Annotated in this window: 13 protein-coding genes; 9 read left to right on the top strand and 4 right to left on the bottom strand. The window is 71.7% G+C overall.

The window, feature by feature from the left end; translation table 11 throughout:
* Genes AAIB33_RS18395 through AAIB33_RS18380 form a run of 4 tightly spaced genes read left to right on the top strand, consistent with a single transcriptional unit; the run spans position 1 to position 3978 of the window.
* Positions 1-1239 (top strand): glycosyltransferase, encoded by a 1239-nt coding sequence (locus tag AAIB33_RS18395; protein ID WP_345801405.1) that lies wholly within the window; start codon positions 1-3, stop codon positions 1237-1239.
* Positions 1236-1859, top strand: a complete 624-nt coding sequence (locus tag AAIB33_RS18390; RefSeq protein WP_345801404.1) for an SIS domain-containing protein — start codon at positions 1236-1238, stop codon at positions 1857-1859. Before AAIB33_RS18395 ends, AAIB33_RS18390 begins: the two co-directional genes overlap by 4 nt.
* Positions 1856-3253 (top strand): PfkB family carbohydrate kinase, encoded by a 1398-nt coding sequence (locus AAIB33_RS18385; protein WP_345801403.1) that lies wholly within the window; start codon positions 1856-1858, stop codon positions 3251-3253. The genes AAIB33_RS18390 and AAIB33_RS18385 overlap by 4 nt, the downstream gene beginning before the upstream one ends.
* 32 nt (positions 3254-3285) lie before the next feature.
* A complete protein-coding gene (locus tag AAIB33_RS18380) occupies positions 3286-3978 on the top strand; it encodes an SDR family oxidoreductase (protein WP_345801402.1) in 693 nt (230 codons plus the stop codon).
* Here the strand turns inward: AAIB33_RS18380 and AAIB33_RS18375 are convergent.
* Positions 3941-5059 (bottom strand): glycosyltransferase family 9 protein, encoded by a 1119-nt coding sequence (locus AAIB33_RS18375; RefSeq protein WP_345801401.1) that lies wholly within the window; start codon positions 5057-5059, stop codon positions 3941-3943. The two genes, AAIB33_RS18380 and AAIB33_RS18375, sit on opposite strands and share 38 nt — an antisense overlap.
* Positions 5060-5187: 128 nt before the next feature.
* On the opposite strand from AAIB33_RS18375, the gene rfaE2 reads away from it, so the two are divergent.
* Positions 5188-6660, top strand: a complete 1473-nt coding sequence (gene rfaE2, locus AAIB33_RS18370) for a D-glycero-beta-D-manno-heptose 1-phosphate adenylyltransferase (protein ID WP_345801400.1) — start codon at positions 5188-5190, stop codon at positions 6658-6660.
* Positions 6661-6667: 7 nt separating this feature from the next.
* On the opposite strand, the gene AAIB33_RS18365 is transcribed toward rfaE2, so the two are convergent.
* Positions 6668-8419 carry an alpha-glucosidase gene (locus AAIB33_RS18365; protein WP_345801399.1) on the bottom strand — a complete coding sequence of 584 codons (1752 nt, stop codon included), beginning with the start codon at positions 8417-8419 and terminating at the stop codon, positions 6668-6670.
* Between the two features lie 98 nt (positions 8420-8517).
* On the bottom strand, positions 8518-9630 hold the full coding sequence (locus AAIB33_RS18360) for an ROK family transcriptional regulator (RefSeq protein ID WP_345801398.1): 1113 nt from the start codon (positions 9628-9630) through the stop codon (positions 8518-8520).
* 113 nt (positions 9631-9743) lie between these two features.
* Here AAIB33_RS18360 and AAIB33_RS18355 point away from each other — a divergent pair, with 113 nt between their 5' ends.
* From AAIB33_RS18355 to AAIB33_RS18340, 4 genes are read left to right on the top strand one after another with little or no spacing between them, the layout of a single operon-like run.
* Positions 9744-11915, top strand: coding sequence for an alpha-galactosidase (locus AAIB33_RS18355; protein WP_345801397.1), 2172 nt, complete (start codon positions 9744-9746; stop codon positions 11913-11915).
* A 28-nt stretch (positions 11916-11943) separates the two neighbouring features.
* Complete coding sequence (locus AAIB33_RS18350; RefSeq protein ID WP_345801396.1) at positions 11944-13236, top strand: extracellular solute-binding protein; 1293 nt, start codon at positions 11944-11946, stop codon at positions 13234-13236.
* A 2-nt stretch (positions 13237-13238) separates the two neighbouring features.
* A complete protein-coding gene (locus AAIB33_RS18345; protein ID WP_345801395.1) occupies positions 13239-14177 on the top strand; it encodes a sugar ABC transporter permease in 939 nt (312 codons plus the stop codon).
* On the top strand, positions 14177-15094 hold the full coding sequence (locus tag AAIB33_RS18340) for a carbohydrate ABC transporter permease (RefSeq protein WP_345801394.1): 918 nt from the start codon (positions 14177-14179) through the stop codon (positions 15092-15094). The genes AAIB33_RS18345 and AAIB33_RS18340 overlap by 1 nt, the downstream gene beginning before the upstream one ends.
* 64 nt (positions 15095-15158) lie before the next feature.
* Here AAIB33_RS18340 and AAIB33_RS18335 read toward each other — a convergent pair whose 3' ends face one another.
* On the bottom strand, positions 15159-16040 hold the full coding sequence (locus AAIB33_RS18335) for a manganese catalase family protein (RefSeq protein WP_345801393.1): 882 nt from the start codon (positions 16038-16040) through the stop codon (positions 15159-15161).
* Positions 16041-16224 lie beyond the last annotated feature (184 nt).

Genomic DNA, 16224 nt, shown 5'->3' with positions numbered 1-16224 from the left:
ATGAGGATCGCCATGGTCTCCGAGCACGCGAGCCCTCTCGCGACGCTCGGCGGAGTCGACGCGGGCGGCCAGAACGTCCACGTCGCGGCACTGTCCACGGCGCTCGCGGAACGCGGCCACCACGTGCGCGTCTACACGAGACGCGATGACGCGACACTGCCCGAACGGGTGCCGCTCGCGGCCGGCGTCGAGGTCGTGCACGTCGATGCCGGCCCCGCGGAGTCCGTGCCCAAGGACGACCTGCTGCCCTACATGGACGCCTTCGGCGACCGGCTCGCGGAGCACTGGGCCACAGAACCGCCCGATGTCGTGCACAGCCACTTCTGGATGTCGGGGCTCGCGGCACTGCGCGGCTCCGCCGACGCGCCCTGGCCCGTGCTGCACACGTTCCACGCCCTCGGCAACGTCAAGCGCCGCCATCAGGGGGCCGAGGACACGAGCCCCGCGGAGCGGGCGACGCTCGAACCCGGCGTCGGGAAGCGGGCGGACGTCGTCATCGCGACGTGCTCGGACGAGGCGTTCGAGCTCACGCGGCTCGGCGTGCCGTCCACGCGCATCTCGGTCGTGCCGTGCGGCGTCGACAACGCCCTGTTCACCCCCGACGGGCCCGTCGCGGCACACGGCGAGGGCTTCCGGCTCATCAGCGTCGGCCGGCTCGTGCCGCGCAAGGGCGTCGGCACGACGATCTCGGCCCTCGCCGAGCTCGTCGCTCGCGGGCGCGACGACATCGAGCTCGTCATCGTGGGCGGCTCACGCGACGCGGCGCACATCGACGAGGATCCCGACGTGCAGCGGCTCGCCGCCCTCGCGCGCCGCCTCGGCGTCGAGGGCCGCGTGTCCTTCCGCGGTCAGGTCGCGCACACGGCGCTGCCGCCGCTGCTCCGCTCGGCCGACCTCATGGTCTGCGCGCCCTGGTACGAGCCGTTCGGCATCGTGCCGCTGGAGGCGATGGCCACGGGGATCCCCGTGGTGGCCGCGGCCGTCGGCGGGCTCATCGACACCGTCGTCGAGGGCGTGACGGGCGTTCACGTGCCGCCGCGCGACCCCGCCGCCGTGGCCGACGCCGTCGAGGCGCTCCTCGCCGACCCCGAGCTGCGTCGCTCGTTCGGCGCCGCGGGCGTGGCGCGGGCGGCACGCCGGTACACCTGGACGCGCGTCGCGGCCGACACCGAGCGGGTCTATCGCCGCGCCGCCGCCGCACGCCCCGCGCGGGCGGCACGAGAGGCGGGTCGCGCATGACGACCACGATCGCCCCGACCGTCGACGACCGGCGCGTCGCCCTCCTCACGGGGCACGTCGCCAGCCACAGGCAGGCCGTCGACGGCCTCGCCCGCGAACTCCCCACGCTCGTGTCGTGGGGGGTCGAGCTCGCCGACCGCCTCCTCCGAGGCGGGCGGCTCATCGCCGTCGGCAACGGCGGGTCCGCGGCCGAGGCGCAGCACCTCACGGCCGAGATCGTCGGCCGGTTCGACGGCGAGCGCCCGCCCTTCTCCGCGATCGCGCTGCACGCCGACACGTCCAGCGTCACGGCGATCGCGAACGACTACGGGTACGAGGAGGTGTTCGCCCGGCAGGTGCGGGCGCACGCGCGGTCCGGCGACGTGGCCATCTTCTTCTCGACGAGCGGTCGCAGCCCCAACCTGCTCGCCGCGGTGCGGGCGGCGCGCGGCGTCGGCGCGGTCACGTGGGCGATGACGGGTGCCGGGCCGAACCCTCTCAGCAGGACGGTGGATGCCGCCCTCTGCCTCCCCGGCACCTCGGCGGCGGCGCAGGAGGCGCACCTGCTCGCGCTGCACCTCGTGTGCCGGGTCTTCGACGACCGCGTGCGGACGCGTCTGGCGAAGGGACGGGCATCGTGAGGATCGCGGTGGTCGGCGACGTACTGCTCGACATCGACGTCGACGGCGCGGCCGACCGGCTCAGCCCCGACGCCCCCGTCCCCGTCGTCGCCGTGCGCGAGACCCGCCGCCGGGCCGGCGGAGCCGGTCTCGTCGCGACCATGCTCGCCCACGAGGGCGTGGACGTCGTGCTGATCACGGCGCTCGCGGACGATGCCCCGGCGGCGGAGCTGCGCACGCTCCTGCGCGGCCCCGTCGCCGGCTTCCGCGGCGCCGGGTCCATCGAGGTCGTCGCGTCCTCCGCGCCGTCCGCGACGGCCGTCAAGATGCGGGTGCGCGGGGCGGGGCATCCACTCCTCAGACTCGACGAGGGCGGCGATCCTCCGGCCGAACCGGTCGCCGCCCCCGTCGCGTGTGCCCGCATCCTCGCGCACGTCGACGGCATCCTCGTCGCCGACTACGGCCGCGGGCTCACCCGCGACCCCGCGCTGCGGCGCGCCCTCGAGAGCGCGGGCCGGCGGGTTCCGCTCGTCTGGGATCCGCATCCACGGGGCTCGGACCCCGTCTCCTCGACGACCGTCGCGACGCCCAACGCGGCAGAGTCCGCGGCCGCCGGCGTGGACGCCGGAGGCGACATCGCCGGCGCGTGCGATGCCGCGGAGCGCCTCGCGGAGCTCTGGTCGGTGCCCGCCGTGCTGCTCACCCTCGGCGAGCGGGGCGCCGTGCTGCACGAGGCGGGGCGCACCGACGCGCACGTCGTCCGGGCCGCGCGCGTCACGGCGTCCGATCCCTGCGGCGCGGGCGACCGCCTCGCCGCCGCACTCGTCACGAGCCTCGCCGAGGGAGTCGAGGCTGCCGCGGCCGCCGAGCAGGCGGTCGCGGCGGCGACCCGGTTCCTCGCCGCGGGCGGGGTGGCCTCCCTCGACGAGGCGGCGCCCGCGCCCCGGAGGATCGGCGGCGACGCCGACGCCCTCACGCTCGCCCGCGACGTGCGGGCGCGCGGCGGAACCGTGGTCGCGACGGGGGGATGCTTCGACCTGCTGCACGCGGGACACGCGCGCACGCTCGCCGCGGCCCGGCACCTGGGCGACTGCCTCATCGTGTGCCTCAACAGCGACGACTCCGTCCGACGCCTGAAGGGGCCGCAGCGGCCGATCATCGCCGAGTCCGACCGGCGGGAGCTGCTGCTCGCCCTCGAGTGCGTCGACGCCGTCGTCGTCTTCGACGAGAGCACGCCCGAAGCCGTGCTCGACCGGCTGCGCCCCGACCTCTGGGTCAAGGGAGGCGACTACGACGCGGACGACCTCCCCGAGACCGCCCTGCTGCGCACCTGGGGCGGACGGACCGTCACGGTGCCGTACCACCCCGCCCGCTCGACCACCGGCCTCGCGACCGCCCTCGCGCGCGTCGGCTGACCGGCGTCCGCACATCGAACAGGAGCACCATCATGACTGCATCGCGCCCACTCGGCACCGTCCTCGTCACGGGAGGGGCGTCGGGTCTCGGCGCCGCCGTCGCCGCGGCTGTGGGGGCGGCGGGCGGCAGGCCCGTCGTGCTCGACGTCGCAGCATCCGACCACCCGTACAGCCATGTGTGCGACGTCTCGGACACCCGTGCGGTCGAGCAGCTGGTGACCGAGATCGCCGCCGACGTCGGCGGCTTCGACGCCGTCGTGACAGCCGCCGGAATCGACCGCCCGGCACCCTTCGGCGATCTCGCCGGCGACGTCTGGGAGCGGATCGTCGCGGTCAACCTGCTCGGCACGGTCGCCGTCGTGCGCGCCGCGCTGCCGTCGCTGCTGAAGCGGCACGGGCGGGTCGTCACGATCGCCTCGTCGCTCGGGCTGCGCGTGTTCCCCGACGCCACCGCCTACTGCGCCTCGAAGTTCGGCGTCGTCGGGTTCTCGCGTGCGCTCGCGATCGAGACGAAGGGCCGTCTCGGCGTGACGACGGTGTATCCCGCCGGCATGGACACCCGCTTCTTCGACGGCCGCGAAGACCGCTACAAGCCGGGCGCAGACGCGAAGCTGATCGACGCGCGGGATGCCGCCGAGACGATTCTCTTCGCACTGACGAGGCCACAGGGCGTCGAGCTGCGCGAGGTCATCGTCTGCCCGGAAGAAGAGCCCTCGTGGCCGTGACGGCGAGGTCGCGCACGTCGTCGTAGACCGCGTCGACGTCGATGCCGGTGAGGAACGACGGGTCGTGCTCGCAGCGCTCCGCGACCCACCCGACCTGCGTCACGTCGCGTCCGCACACGGGGCAGTGCGTCGTGAACGACAGATGCACGCGCTGCCGCGCCCGCGTCATCGGGCCGCCGTTGACGAGGTTGCCGAACCAGAACAGCCCGACCGTCGCGGTCCCGACGGCCTGGGCGAGATGGCGCGGCCCGCTGTCGTTGCCCACGAAGACGTCCGCGACGGCGAGGAGGCCCGCGAGCTCGCCGAGCGACAGCCGGCCCGCGAGCGAGACGACGGCATCGCCCGCCCCGGCCCCCGCCGCGATCGCCTCGCCGGCCGCGGCATCCGTGCCGTCGCCCACGACCACGACCCGCAGGCCCTCGCCCGCGCACCGGCCGGCGATCTCGGCGAAGCGCTCGGCCGGCCAGCGGCGCCGCGGGTCGGTCGCACCGGGGTGCACGACGACGAGCGGCTCCGGTCCGGCTCCGAGGAGGTCGAGGGCGCCCAGGCGCTCCGTCTCCCGCACCTCGACCCGCGGCTCGTGGCCGAGCGACGCGGCGCCGGCGAGCGCGACGGTCTCGAGCCAGCGGAAGACCTCGTGCTGGTAGTAGCGGTACGGCAGCGAGCGCTCGAGGGGAGCGGCATCCTCGGTTCTGGTCCCGACGGTGTGGCGTGCGCCGAGGCTCAGCAGGAAGGGATTGGAGAAGCGGCCGCCGCCGTGCAGCTGGCACGCGAGGTCGATGCCGTCGGTGCGCATGTGGTCGCGGAAGAGCTCGATCGCGAGCGGGTCGTCGACGTCGCCGTAGACGCCCTTCGCACGCGGCAGGATCTCGACGCGGGTGACGGGCCCTGGACGCCCCTCGAGCAGGGCGCGGTGCAGCGGCGTGCCGAGCAGCTCGATCTCGGCGCCCGGATACGCCGCCGCGAGCGCGTCGATCGCGGGAAGGGCGAAGAGCAGATCGCCGAGGCCGCCGCCGCGCAGCACGGCGATCCGCTCCACGCCGTCGAATCGCTCCTCGATCTGCGCTCCCCAGCCCTTCATGGCCGCTCCTCTCGCCCGACTGCCCGCCTGCCGCGGAGGCATCCATGACCCCCTTGGTTCCCCGTGAAGCACCTGCCCAAACGCGTCGGAGACGTTTGCCTCGGCCGTCTCGCGGGTACTCCGGCCACATGGCACACGCGCCGGCAGAACTCCTCGCGCTCGCCCGCTCGACACCCCCGCAGGTCGTCGTCGCGGGCGACGCGATGCTCGACCGGTGGCTTCGCGGAGGCGTGCGCCGGCTGAGCCGCGAGGGTCCCGTGCCGGTCGTCGAGGTGGGCGCCGCCGACGAGCGACCGGGCGGCGCGGCGAACACCGCGGCCAACCTCGCGGCGCTCGGCGCGCGGGTGCGCTTCACGACTGTCGTCGGAGACGACGACGAGGGGCGCGCGCTCGCACGGCTCCTCGGCGGCGAGGGCGTCGACACCGCGGACTGGGTCGTGCGCACCCGCGGGGCGACGACGAGCAAGACCCGCGTCGTGGGCAACGACCAGATGATCGTGCGATTGGATGCCGCGACCCACGACCCGCTGGACCCCGCCGACCGGGCCGCCTGGCTCGCCGCGCTCGCGCGCGCCGCGCGCGCCGAGACGCTGCTCGTCTGCGACTACGGCACAGGTCTGTTCGACGAGGCGGCGCTCGACGTGCTGACGGCGACCCGGCCCGGGCGGCTCATCGTCGACGCGCACGACCTGCGGCCCTGGGCGCGCGTGCATCCCGACGTCGTGCTGCCCAACGCCGATGAGGCGTCGACGCTGCTCGAGCGACCCCTCCCCGAGGGGCCCAGGCGCGTCTCCGCCGTCGCGGCCTGCGCGCCGCGGCTGCACGAGACGTCCGGCTCGACGGCGGTCGTCGTGACCCTCGACCGCGACGGCACGCTCCTCCTGCAGAACGCCCGCGTCGCGCATCGCACGGTGGCCCATCCCGTGCCGGACGGGCAGACGATCGGCGCCGGCGACACGTTCGCTGCGGGGTTCACGGTCGCCTGCGCCCTCGGCGCGAGCCTCGCCGAGGCGTGCGACTTCGCGCAGGGCGCCGCCGACGTCGCGGTGTCGCGCCCCGGGACGACCGTGTGCACGCTGGCCGATCTCGCGGCTGCGAGCGAGAGCGCCTCGCACATCGTCGACCTCGCGACGCTCTCGGCCGCCGTCGCCGAGGCCCGCGCGCGCCGGTTGCGGATCGTGTTCACGAATGGATGCTTCGACCTGCTGCATCCGGGTCATGCGGCGCACCTCGAACAGGCCAAGGCGCAGGGTGACGTCCTCGTCGTCGCGCTCAACGACGACGCGTCGGTGCGGCGGCTCAAGGGGCCCGGCCGACCCGTGAGCCCCGTCGCCGACCGCGCGCGCGTCGTCGCCGCCCTCGCCTGCGTCGACTACGTCGTGGTGTTCTCGGGCGACTCCCCCGCCGCCCTCCTCGCCGAGCTCGAGCCCGAGCTCTACGTGAAGGGCGGCGACTACACCCCCGAGATGCTCGACGAGACGGCGATCGTGCAGGCGTACGGGGGCGAGGTGCGCATCCTCGACTTCATCGCCGCCCATTCGACGAGTCGCCTCGTCGAGCGCATCGCGAGCGCCGCGGCGCCGACCGCGCCCGGGTCCTGACCGACGCTCACTCCGCCCGATCGGCCACCCTCACGACGACGGCCTCCCACGGCCGCAGCGTCACGACACCCGCGCCGGGCGGGACGGTGCTGTCGGGATAGTTGCCGATCACGAGCTCCCCGCCCGTCAGATCGATGCCGAGGTCCACGGTCCGCGCGTGGCCGCGGAAGTTCGCGGCGACGACGAGCCCGCCCGTGCCGAGCGTGCGCGTGAACGCGTAGACGTCGGGGTCGTCGGCCAGCAGCAGCGCGAAGTCGCCGAACCGCACGACCGGGTCCGCGTGCCGCAAGGCGATGAGGCGGCGGTAGTGGTGGAAGACGGATGCCTCGTCCGCCCGCTCCGCCTCCGCGTTGAGGCTGCGGTGGTTGGGGTTGACCGCGATCCACGGCGTGCCGGTCGTGAAGCCGGCCTCGGGCGAGGCATCCCACTGCACCGGCGTCCTGGCGTTGTCGCGGCTGCCGTCGGCGAGGCCCTTCAGCAGCTGATCGTCGCTGACGTGTCCGAGGGCGCGGGCCTGCGCGACGTACCGCAGCGACTCGATGTCGCGGTACGACGCGAACGACGTGAAATGCGCGTTCGTCATGCCGAGCTCTTCGCCCTGGTAGACGTACGGGGTCCCGCGGTGCAGATGCAGGACGGTCGCGAGCATCGTCGCGGACTCCCGGCGGTATTCGCCGTCGTCGCCGAAGCGCGAGACGATGCGGGGCTGGTCGTGGTTCTCCCAGTACAGGGAGTTCCACCCGGCCTCCTGCAGTCCCGTCTGCCAGCGCGCCATCGTGGCCTTGAGCTGGACCAGGTCGAGCGGCACGACGTCGAACCGCCCCGCGGGGCCGTGGTCGATGCCCATGTGCTCGAAGGTGAAGATCATGTCGAGCTCGCGGCGCGCGGGATCGGTGAGTAGGCGGCCGTCGTCGATCGTCGCGCCGGGCGTCTCGCCCACGAGCAGCAGTCCGCTCCGTCGGCCCGCGAAGACCTCCTGGCTCATCTCCTGCAGGAACTCGTGCAGCCGCGGGCCGTTCGTCGTGAGAGGGCCCGCGTCGCCGTACGGACCGACCGTCACGATCCCGTCGGCGAGCGAGCTGTCGGGTCCGAAGCGCTTGGAGATGAGGTTGATGACGTCCATGCGGAAGCCGTCGATCCCGCGGTCGAGCCACCAGCGCATCATGGCGTACACCGCCTCGCGCACTTCGGGGTTCTCCCAATTGAGGTCGGGCTGCTTGCGGCTGAAGAGGTGCAGGTAGTACTCGCCCGTCGCCTCATCCCACGCCCACGTCGGACCGGAGAAGAACGAGCCCCAGTTCGTCGGCTCCGCGCCGGGCTCGCCCGCGACCGTGCCGGGACGCGCGGGGCGCCACCAGTACCAGTCGCGCTTCGGACTGTCCCTCGACGAGCGCGACTCGACGAACCACGGGTGCTCGTCGCTCGTGTGGTTGACCACGAGGTCCATCACGACCTTGATGCCGCGGTCGTGCAGGGCGGTCACGACGTCATCGAGGTCGTCGAGGGTGCCGAACAGCGGATCGACGTCCTGGTAGTCGCTGATGTCGTAGCCGTTGTCGTCCTGCGGGCTGCGGTAGATCGGCGAGAACCACACGACGTCGACGCCCAGCTCGACCAGGTGGTCGATGCGCTCCAGCACGCCGCGGAGGTCGCCGATGCCGTCGCCGTTCGAGTCCTGGAACGAGCGCGGATAGATCTGGTAGACGACGGCGCCCGTCCACCAGGGAGCGGTCGCGGGGTCGGTGAGCGGGTTGGTCATCTTGTCCTTCCAGCAGAGATCCCGAGGGGTGGTCCCCGAGCCTGTCGAGGGGCGGTCCCCGAGCATGTCGAGGGGTGGTCCCCGAGCCTGTCGGGGGGTCAGTCCAGCCGCAGCCGATCGACCGCGGCCTGGATCGCGACCGCGGCGGCTCCGCGCGCCCACGCGGTGAAGCCCGAGTCGTCGATGTACAGCTCTATCGGATCGGCGCGCGGATCGCGGTCGGCGGCGATCGCGGCGCGCACGCGCTCCTCGGCCACCGTGAACAGACCGATCCCCTCGCCCGCGAGCACGGCCGCGGGCTGCAGCGTGAGGTTGGCGGCGAGCGCGACCAGGCGTCCGAGGGCGTCGGCCGCGGCATCCACCACGGCGCGCGCGGCGGGATCGCCCGCCGACGCGAGCGCGAGCGCCTCGTCGTAGCCGACGGAGCGCTGGAGGGATGCCGAGACCTGGCCCGCGATCGACCCCGAGGTGAGCATCGCCTCGGCGCAGCCGCGATGGCCCTGCTGGCAGACGGGCCCGACGGCGCTCAGCGGAATGTGGCCGCCGAGTCCGACACCCGCTTCGCGGGAGCGCACGACCTCGCCGTGGACGACCAGCCCGTATCCGATGCCCGCGCCGATCGTGATGACCGAGAAGCCCGGGATGCCACGCCCCCGCCCGAACCACCGCTCGGCCTCGGCGAGCGCGACCACGTCGTTCTCGAGCGAGACGGGGGCCACGACCCGCTCCTCGACGAGCGCGCCGAACGCGACATCCTTCCAGCCGAGGAAGGGCGCGAACTCCGAGACGCCGTCGCGCACCGAGCCGCCGAGCGAGATGCCGACCCCCGTGAGGCTCCCGAGCCCGAGGTCGGCGACCGCCGCGGCGACCTCGTCGGCGACGGCCGCCGGATCGTGGCTGCGGAGGGGGTGCGATGTCGTGGCGAGCAGGGACGCGCGGACGTCCGTCGCGACCACGTGGAGCGCGTCGCCGGTGATCTTCACACCGGCGAAGCGGCCGATGTCGGCCACGTCGAGGGGACGCACGGGACGCCCGACGGATCCATCGGCGCTGTCGTCGAGCTCCACCAGCAGACCCTGATCGAGGAAGGGCTTGGCGAGGCGCGTGAGGCTCGCCGGCGAGAGACCGAGGCGCGTCGTAAGGGCGCTGCGCGAGATGGGGCCGTGGATGAGCACGGCACGCGCGAGCGCCTTTTCGCTGTCCGTCAGCATCCGCATCCCCTCGATTCCTTTCATCATGGCACGAATCAGCCATCGAAGTTCGGCTTCGCGTGGTTCTGACTCGGCTCTTGTTGCCGAATTATTTTCGTGGTAGAACTAACCTCATGCACTCCACCGACCGGGCGCTCGACGCCGACGCCCCCGTCTCCGCCACCTCCCGCGTCCTCCACCTCCGCCGCGGCGGCACGAGCGTCGTGATCGACCTCGACGCCTCGCCCACGCCGGCGATCGTCCACTGGGGCGAGGAGCTCGTCGATTCCCCGGACGAGTCGCTCGGCTCGCTCGCCCTCGCCGCCCGGCCCCAGCGCGTCTCCGGCGGGCTGGACGAGACGGCGCGGCTCACGGTGATCCCCACCCCCGCCGGAGGATGGCTGGGCACCCCCGGGCTGGAAGGCCACCGCTCGGGGGCGGGCTTCAGCGCACGCTTCGACGTCGCCGGCATCCAGGCGAACGACCACCGGGCGTCGCTCGCCCTCGTGGACGGCGAGTCCCGCCTCGCGGCGCAGCTCGAGCTGCGGGTCGGCCCGAGCGGCCTCTTCCACCAGCGCCTGACGGTGCGCAACACCGGCGAGACGCCGTACACCGTGCAGTCGCTGCAGCTCTTCTTCCCCGTCCCGTGGGACGCGACCGAGCTCCTCGACACGACCGGCCGCCACCTCCGCGAGCGCACGCCGCAGCGGCGCGAGTTCACCTTCGGCACGCACCTGCGCGAGAGCCGGCGCGGTCGACCCGGCGCCGACGCGACGCTCCTCCTCGCGGCGGGACGCCCCGGCTTCGGCTTCGAGACGGGCCGCGTGCACGGCATCCACGTCGCCTGGAGCGGCAATCACCGCGTGCTCGCCGAGCGCGTCGTCACGGGTGAGGCCTTCCTCGCGGGCGGCGAGCTGCTCGGCGCCGGTGAGATCGTCCTCGCGCCGGGCACCTCGCTCGCGTCCCCGTGGGTCATCGGCTCATGGGGCGACGGACTCACCGAGCTGTCGCACCGCTTCCACGACGAGTGGCGCCGGCGCCCGCAGCACCCGCGACGGCCCCGCCCCGTGACCCTCAACACGTGGGAGGCCGTCTATTTCGACCACTCGCTCGAGAAGCTGAGCCAGCTCGCGGATGCCGCGGCCCAGGCCGGGATCGAGCGGTTCGTCCTCGACGACGGGTGGTTCGCGGGCCGTCGCGACGACACCAAGGGCCTCGGCGACTGGTACGTCGACGAGACGGTGTGGCCGGAGGGCCTGCATCCCCTCATCCGGCACGTGCGCGGGCTCGGCATGGAGTTCGGCCTCTGGGTCGAGCCCGAGATGATCAACCCCGACAGCGACCTCGCGCGCTCGCACCCCGACTGGATCCTCCGCGGCCGCATGCAGCTGCCGCCGTCAGCGCGCCAGCAGCAGGTGCTCGACCTCGCGCACCCCGAGGCCTACGCCTACATCGCGGAGCGCCTGCACGCGATCCTCGACGAGCACGAGATCGCGTACCTCAAGTGGGACCACAACCGTGACCTCGTCGACGCCGGCTCCGGCCCCGAGGGCGTCGCCCGCGTGCACGACCACACGCTCGCCGTGTACCGCCTCATCGACGAGCTCAAGGCCGCGCACCCCGGGCTCGAGATCGAGAGCTGCGCCTCGGGCGGCGCCCGCGTCGATCTCGGCATCCTGGACCGCACCGACCGCATCTGGACGAGCGACAGCCTCGACCCGCTGGAGCGCCTCGCGAATCAGCGCCACACGGCCCTCGTCGTGCCGCCCGAGCTCATGGGCATGCACCTCACGAGTCCCGTCGTCCACTCGTCGGGGCGTGCCGTCGGCCTCGGTCTGAGCGCCGCCGTCGCCCTCTTCGGGCACTTCGGGGTCGAGTGGGACCTCACGTCCGCTGCGCCCGAGACGCGCGAGCGGGTCGCGGAGTGGGTCGCCCTCGCCAAGCGCGTGCGCCCGCTCGTTGCGACGGGCCGCACGGTCGACGTCGACGGCACCGACCCCGGGATCGACGTGCGCGGCATCGTCGCGGAGGACGCGGCAGCCGCCTTCTTCACGATCACGCAGGTCGAGACCACGGTCGCCTACCCGCCGGGACGGATCAGGATGCCGGGCCTCGATCCGGCTCGCCGGTACCGCGTTCAGGTGCTCTCCCCCGGACAGCCCTACGAGGACGCCGGACAGTCCGCCCTGGAATGGGCGACCCAGGGCGTCGTGCTGACGGGTCGCGAACTCGCGACCATCGGCCTGCGCCCGCCCGTCCAGCTCCCCCAGCGCTCGACCGTCGTCGAGCTCACCGCCCTCTCCTGACACTCCCCACGCGCAAGGAGGCGCACTCATGAAACCCACTCCAGGCCGCCTCGGCCGAGCTGCCGCGGTGCTGGCCGTCGCAGGCCTCGCCGTCATGATCGGCGGCTGCGCCGCCAACCCCTCGAACGGGGTGACGACGCTCAACTTCTTCCAGTTCAAGGGAGAGGCGCTCGAGGACTTCGACAAGATCATCACGGACTTCGAGGCCGAGAACCCCGACATCAAGGTCGTGCAGAACCAGGTCGCCGATGCCGACACGACCATCCGGACGCTCCTGGTCAAGGACAAGGTCCCGGACGTCATCACCCTGAACGCCAACGGCGGCTTCGGCAAGCTCGCGCAGGCGGGGGTCTTCTACGACTTCTCCAAGGAGCCCGTCCTGCAGACGATCAACCCGGCCGTGCAGGAGATCCTCGCCAAGCTCGGCAACAAGAAGGGCGAGGTCAACGGCCTCGGCTACGTCAACAACGCCAACGGCGTCATCTACAACCAGGACATCTTCGACAAGCTGGGGCTTCAGGTGCCGACGACGTGGGACGAGTTCATCGCGGTCTGCGACAAGCTCGAGGCCGCCGGCATCACGCCCTTCTACGGCACGCTCGCGGACTCCTGGACGGGGCTGCCCTCGTTCAACGCGCTCGGGGCGTATCCGTCGCAGGGCGACTTCTGGGACAAGATGCGCGCGGAGGGTGAGAACGTCGGTCCCGACTCCGAGGTGTCGTTCCAGAAGGACTTCCCCGAGGCGCTCGACCAGCAGTACGAGCTGTACTCGAAGTACATGCAGGACGGCTACCGCGGCAAGACCTATGACGACGGCAACGCGGCCTTCGCGAAGGGGGAGGTCGCGATGCTCCTCCAGGGCATCTGGGCCACCAACCCCATCAAGCAGGTCAATCCCGAGATCCGCGCGGGGATCTTCCCCTATCCCGCCACCGAGAACCCCGACGACCGGCTGCTCGTGTCGGGAGTCGACGTCGTCGTGACGATGGGCAAGAACCCGCCGCACAAGAAGGAGGCGATGCGCTTCATCGACTACATGTTCCAGAAGGGCGTCATCGAGGAGTTTGCGGCGTCTCAGAACATGGTCCCGTCGGTGAAGGGCGCGAAGCTCGGCGACGACCCCGCCCTGCAGTCGGTCAAGCCCTACTTCGACGAGGGCAGGATCACCGGCTTCATCGACCACCAGATCCCGCCCAGCATCCCGCTCGCCGCGATCATCCAGCAGTTCCTCTTCAGCGGCGACACCCACGCGGCGCTCGCCACCCTCGACAGCGAGTGGGCCAAGGTGGCCGCCCGCACGATCCCCGTGACAGGAGAGTAGTCATGACGACCATGACGGAGGCCGTGCGCGCCTCGTCGACGGGAGGCGCCGCGAAGAAGCGCGCGACCCGCACCCGGACCACGACGAAACGGGCGCCGAGCGCCTACTACTGGATGGTGTGGCCGGCGGTCATCGCCTTCGCCTTCTTCCACACCCTGCCGGTCATCATCGGCATCTTCTTCAGCTTCACGAACTACCCGGGCTACGGCGACTGGAACTTCATCGGGCTGTCGAACTACATCAATCTGTTCAAGGACGACCGCGTCCTCCACGCCTACGGGTTCTCCTTCCTGTTCGCCATAGTCGCGACGATCCTGACCAACGTCATTTCGCTCGCGATCGCGCTGGGGCTCAACGCGAAGATCAAGGCCCGCAACCTCTGGCGCGGGGTCTACTTCGTCCCCTACGTCCTCGCGATCCTCGTCATCGGGTACGTGTTCCAGTTCTTCTTCTCGAACTCGCTGCCGAAGATCCTGTCGGGCATCCCGCTGTTCGCCGACAACATCCTGACGAACGAGACGTGGGCGTGGACGGCCATCGTCGGCCTCGGCGTCTGGCAGGCGTGCGCGTTCGCGATCATCATCTATCTCTCCGGGCTCCAGACCATCCCTGGGGAGCTGTACGAGGCGGCGTCGATCGACGGCGCAAGCGCCGGCCGGCAGTTCTGGTCGATCACCTTCCCGCTCATCAGCGCCTTCTTCACGATCAACATCGTGCTGAGCCTCAAGGGCTTCCTCCAGGTGTTCGAGCAGGTCGTCGCCCTCACCAACGGCGGTCCCGGCACCGCGACGGAGTCCGTGACGCTGCTCATCTTCCGCGGCGGGTTCTCCGGTGGAGAGTTCGCCTATCAATCCGCGAACGCCGTGGTCTTCTTCATCGTGATCACGATCGTCTCGCTCCTGCAGTTCCGGGTCCTTCAGCGCAGAGAGGCCGATTTCTGATGACCACCACGACCAACACTTCGATCCAGTTCGAGCAGCCCGCCGAGGCTGTGGAACCTCGACGGCGGGTGCTCCGCCGGCGACCGGAGGACCTCGACACCCGCAAGACGAACTGGTGGGCGACCGCGCTCATCGCCGTCTGCTCCCTCACCGTCCTGATCCCCCTCTACCTCGCGGTCGTCGTCGCCCTCAAGACCCCCGACCAGCTCACGGAGGGCACCGGGTTCGAATGGCCGAACCCGGTGAACTGGGCCAACTTCGCCGAGGCCTGGCAGCGGACGAACTTCCCGCAGGCGCTCGTGAACACCGCGATCATCACGGTGGGCGCGGTGGCCTTCACGCTCCTCACGAGCTCGATCGTCGCCTACGCGATCGCGCGCAACATCCACCGGCCGTTCTTCAAGGGCGTGTTCTTCTACCTGCTGGCGGCGCTGTTCATCCCGTTCCCGATCATCATGCTGCCGCTCGTCAAGCAGACCGCGCTCCTCGGCCTCGACAATCAGGCGGGCCTGATCATCCTGTACACCGTGTACGGGCTGTCGCTGAACATCTTCATCTACACCGCCTACATCCGATCGATCCCGATCGAGCTCGAAGAGGCGGCCAGGATCGACGGTGCGAGCACGTGGCGCGTCTTCTGGTCGGTGATCTTCCCGCTGCTCACGCCGATGAACGCCACCGTCGGCATCCTCACGTGCGTGTGGGCGTGGAACGACTTCATCATGCCGCTCGTCGTGCTGACCGATCCCTCGTCCCGGACGCTGACCCTCGCGCAGTACGTCTTCCAGGGGCAGTTCAACACCGACTACACCGTGGCGTTCGCCTCGTACCTCATGGCGATGGCGCCGCTCCTGATCGTCTACATCTTCAGCCAGCGCTGGGTCATCTCCGGCGTCACGCGGGGCTCGATCAAGTAGGAACTCCAAGGACGGACGAAGGGATGCCGCGACCGGCCGGGTCGCGGCATCCCTTCGTCTCCGGCTACTTCTCGCCGAGCTTGTCCTTGACGACGCCGGTCGCCTTGTCGAGCAGGTTGGGCTTGGCGTCGGTGCCGAAGAACCGCGGGTCGGGGGTAGTCACGGGCGGCATGGGGGCCGACGTGTCGGGGGCGTCGAGGTAGCGGAACTCGCCCTTGCCGTCGGGCGTCGGCCCGGCGGCCCACCCGCCGTCGGCGGCGTGCGCGCCGTCGGAGAAGTTGATGTAGTCGTAGGCGACCTCGCGCTTCTCGTTCGAGAGCGGGAAGTTGGACGGCACGGGCAGATCCTCGACACCCTCGTCGCGCAGCTCTTGCACGGCGCGCAGCCACTGGTTCTGGTGCATCGTGTCCCGCGCGAGGAGGAACGACAGCAGCTCGCGCACCCCGTGGTCGTCGGTCATCTCGTAGATCCGGGCGACCTGCAGCCGCCCCTGCATCTCGGCGTTCGCATTCGACATGAAGTCGGCGAGCAGGTTGCCGGATGCCGTCACGTACGACCCCTGCCACGGATTGCCGTTGCTGTCGACCGGCCGCACGCCCGCACCGGCCACGATCGCGGCCTGCACGTCCATCCCGCCGATCACCGCGCCGAGCACGGGATCCGACGCAGCGGCCGCCTCGGACTGCTCCACGGGCGCCTTCTCGAGCAGCTGGGCGATCATGATGGCGAGCATCTCGACGTGCCCGAACTCCTCGGCGCCGATGCCGTACAGCAGATCGCGGTACTTCCCCGGGATGTGCGCGTTCCAGGCCTGGAACCCGTACTGCATGGCGACGGTGATCTCGCCGTACTGGCCGCCGAGCACCTCCTGCATCCGCCGCGCGAAGATCGCGTCAGGCCTCTCGGGGGTCGCCGCGAACTGCAGCTCCTGCTTGTGGAAGAACATTGCCCTGCTCCATTCCGTCCGGTTCGCAGGCCGCCGGCGGCGGCCGCAGCCCTTCGCGCGCGAAGGGGTCCGGAGACGGTACGGGGCGAACGGCGCGGCGCCCTCGGGGATTGACTTCACCCGAGGGCGCCTGCGACCATGCCCCTCCGCCGCGTCGTCGGAGATCACCACAGCGTCGGACGCC

The organism is Microbacterium sp. AZCO, assembly GCF_039614715.1.
Classification (GTDB): Bacteria; Actinomycetota; Actinomycetes; order Actinomycetales; family Microbacteriaceae; genus Microbacterium.
This window is presented reverse-complemented; position numbering and strand designations above follow the sequence as displayed.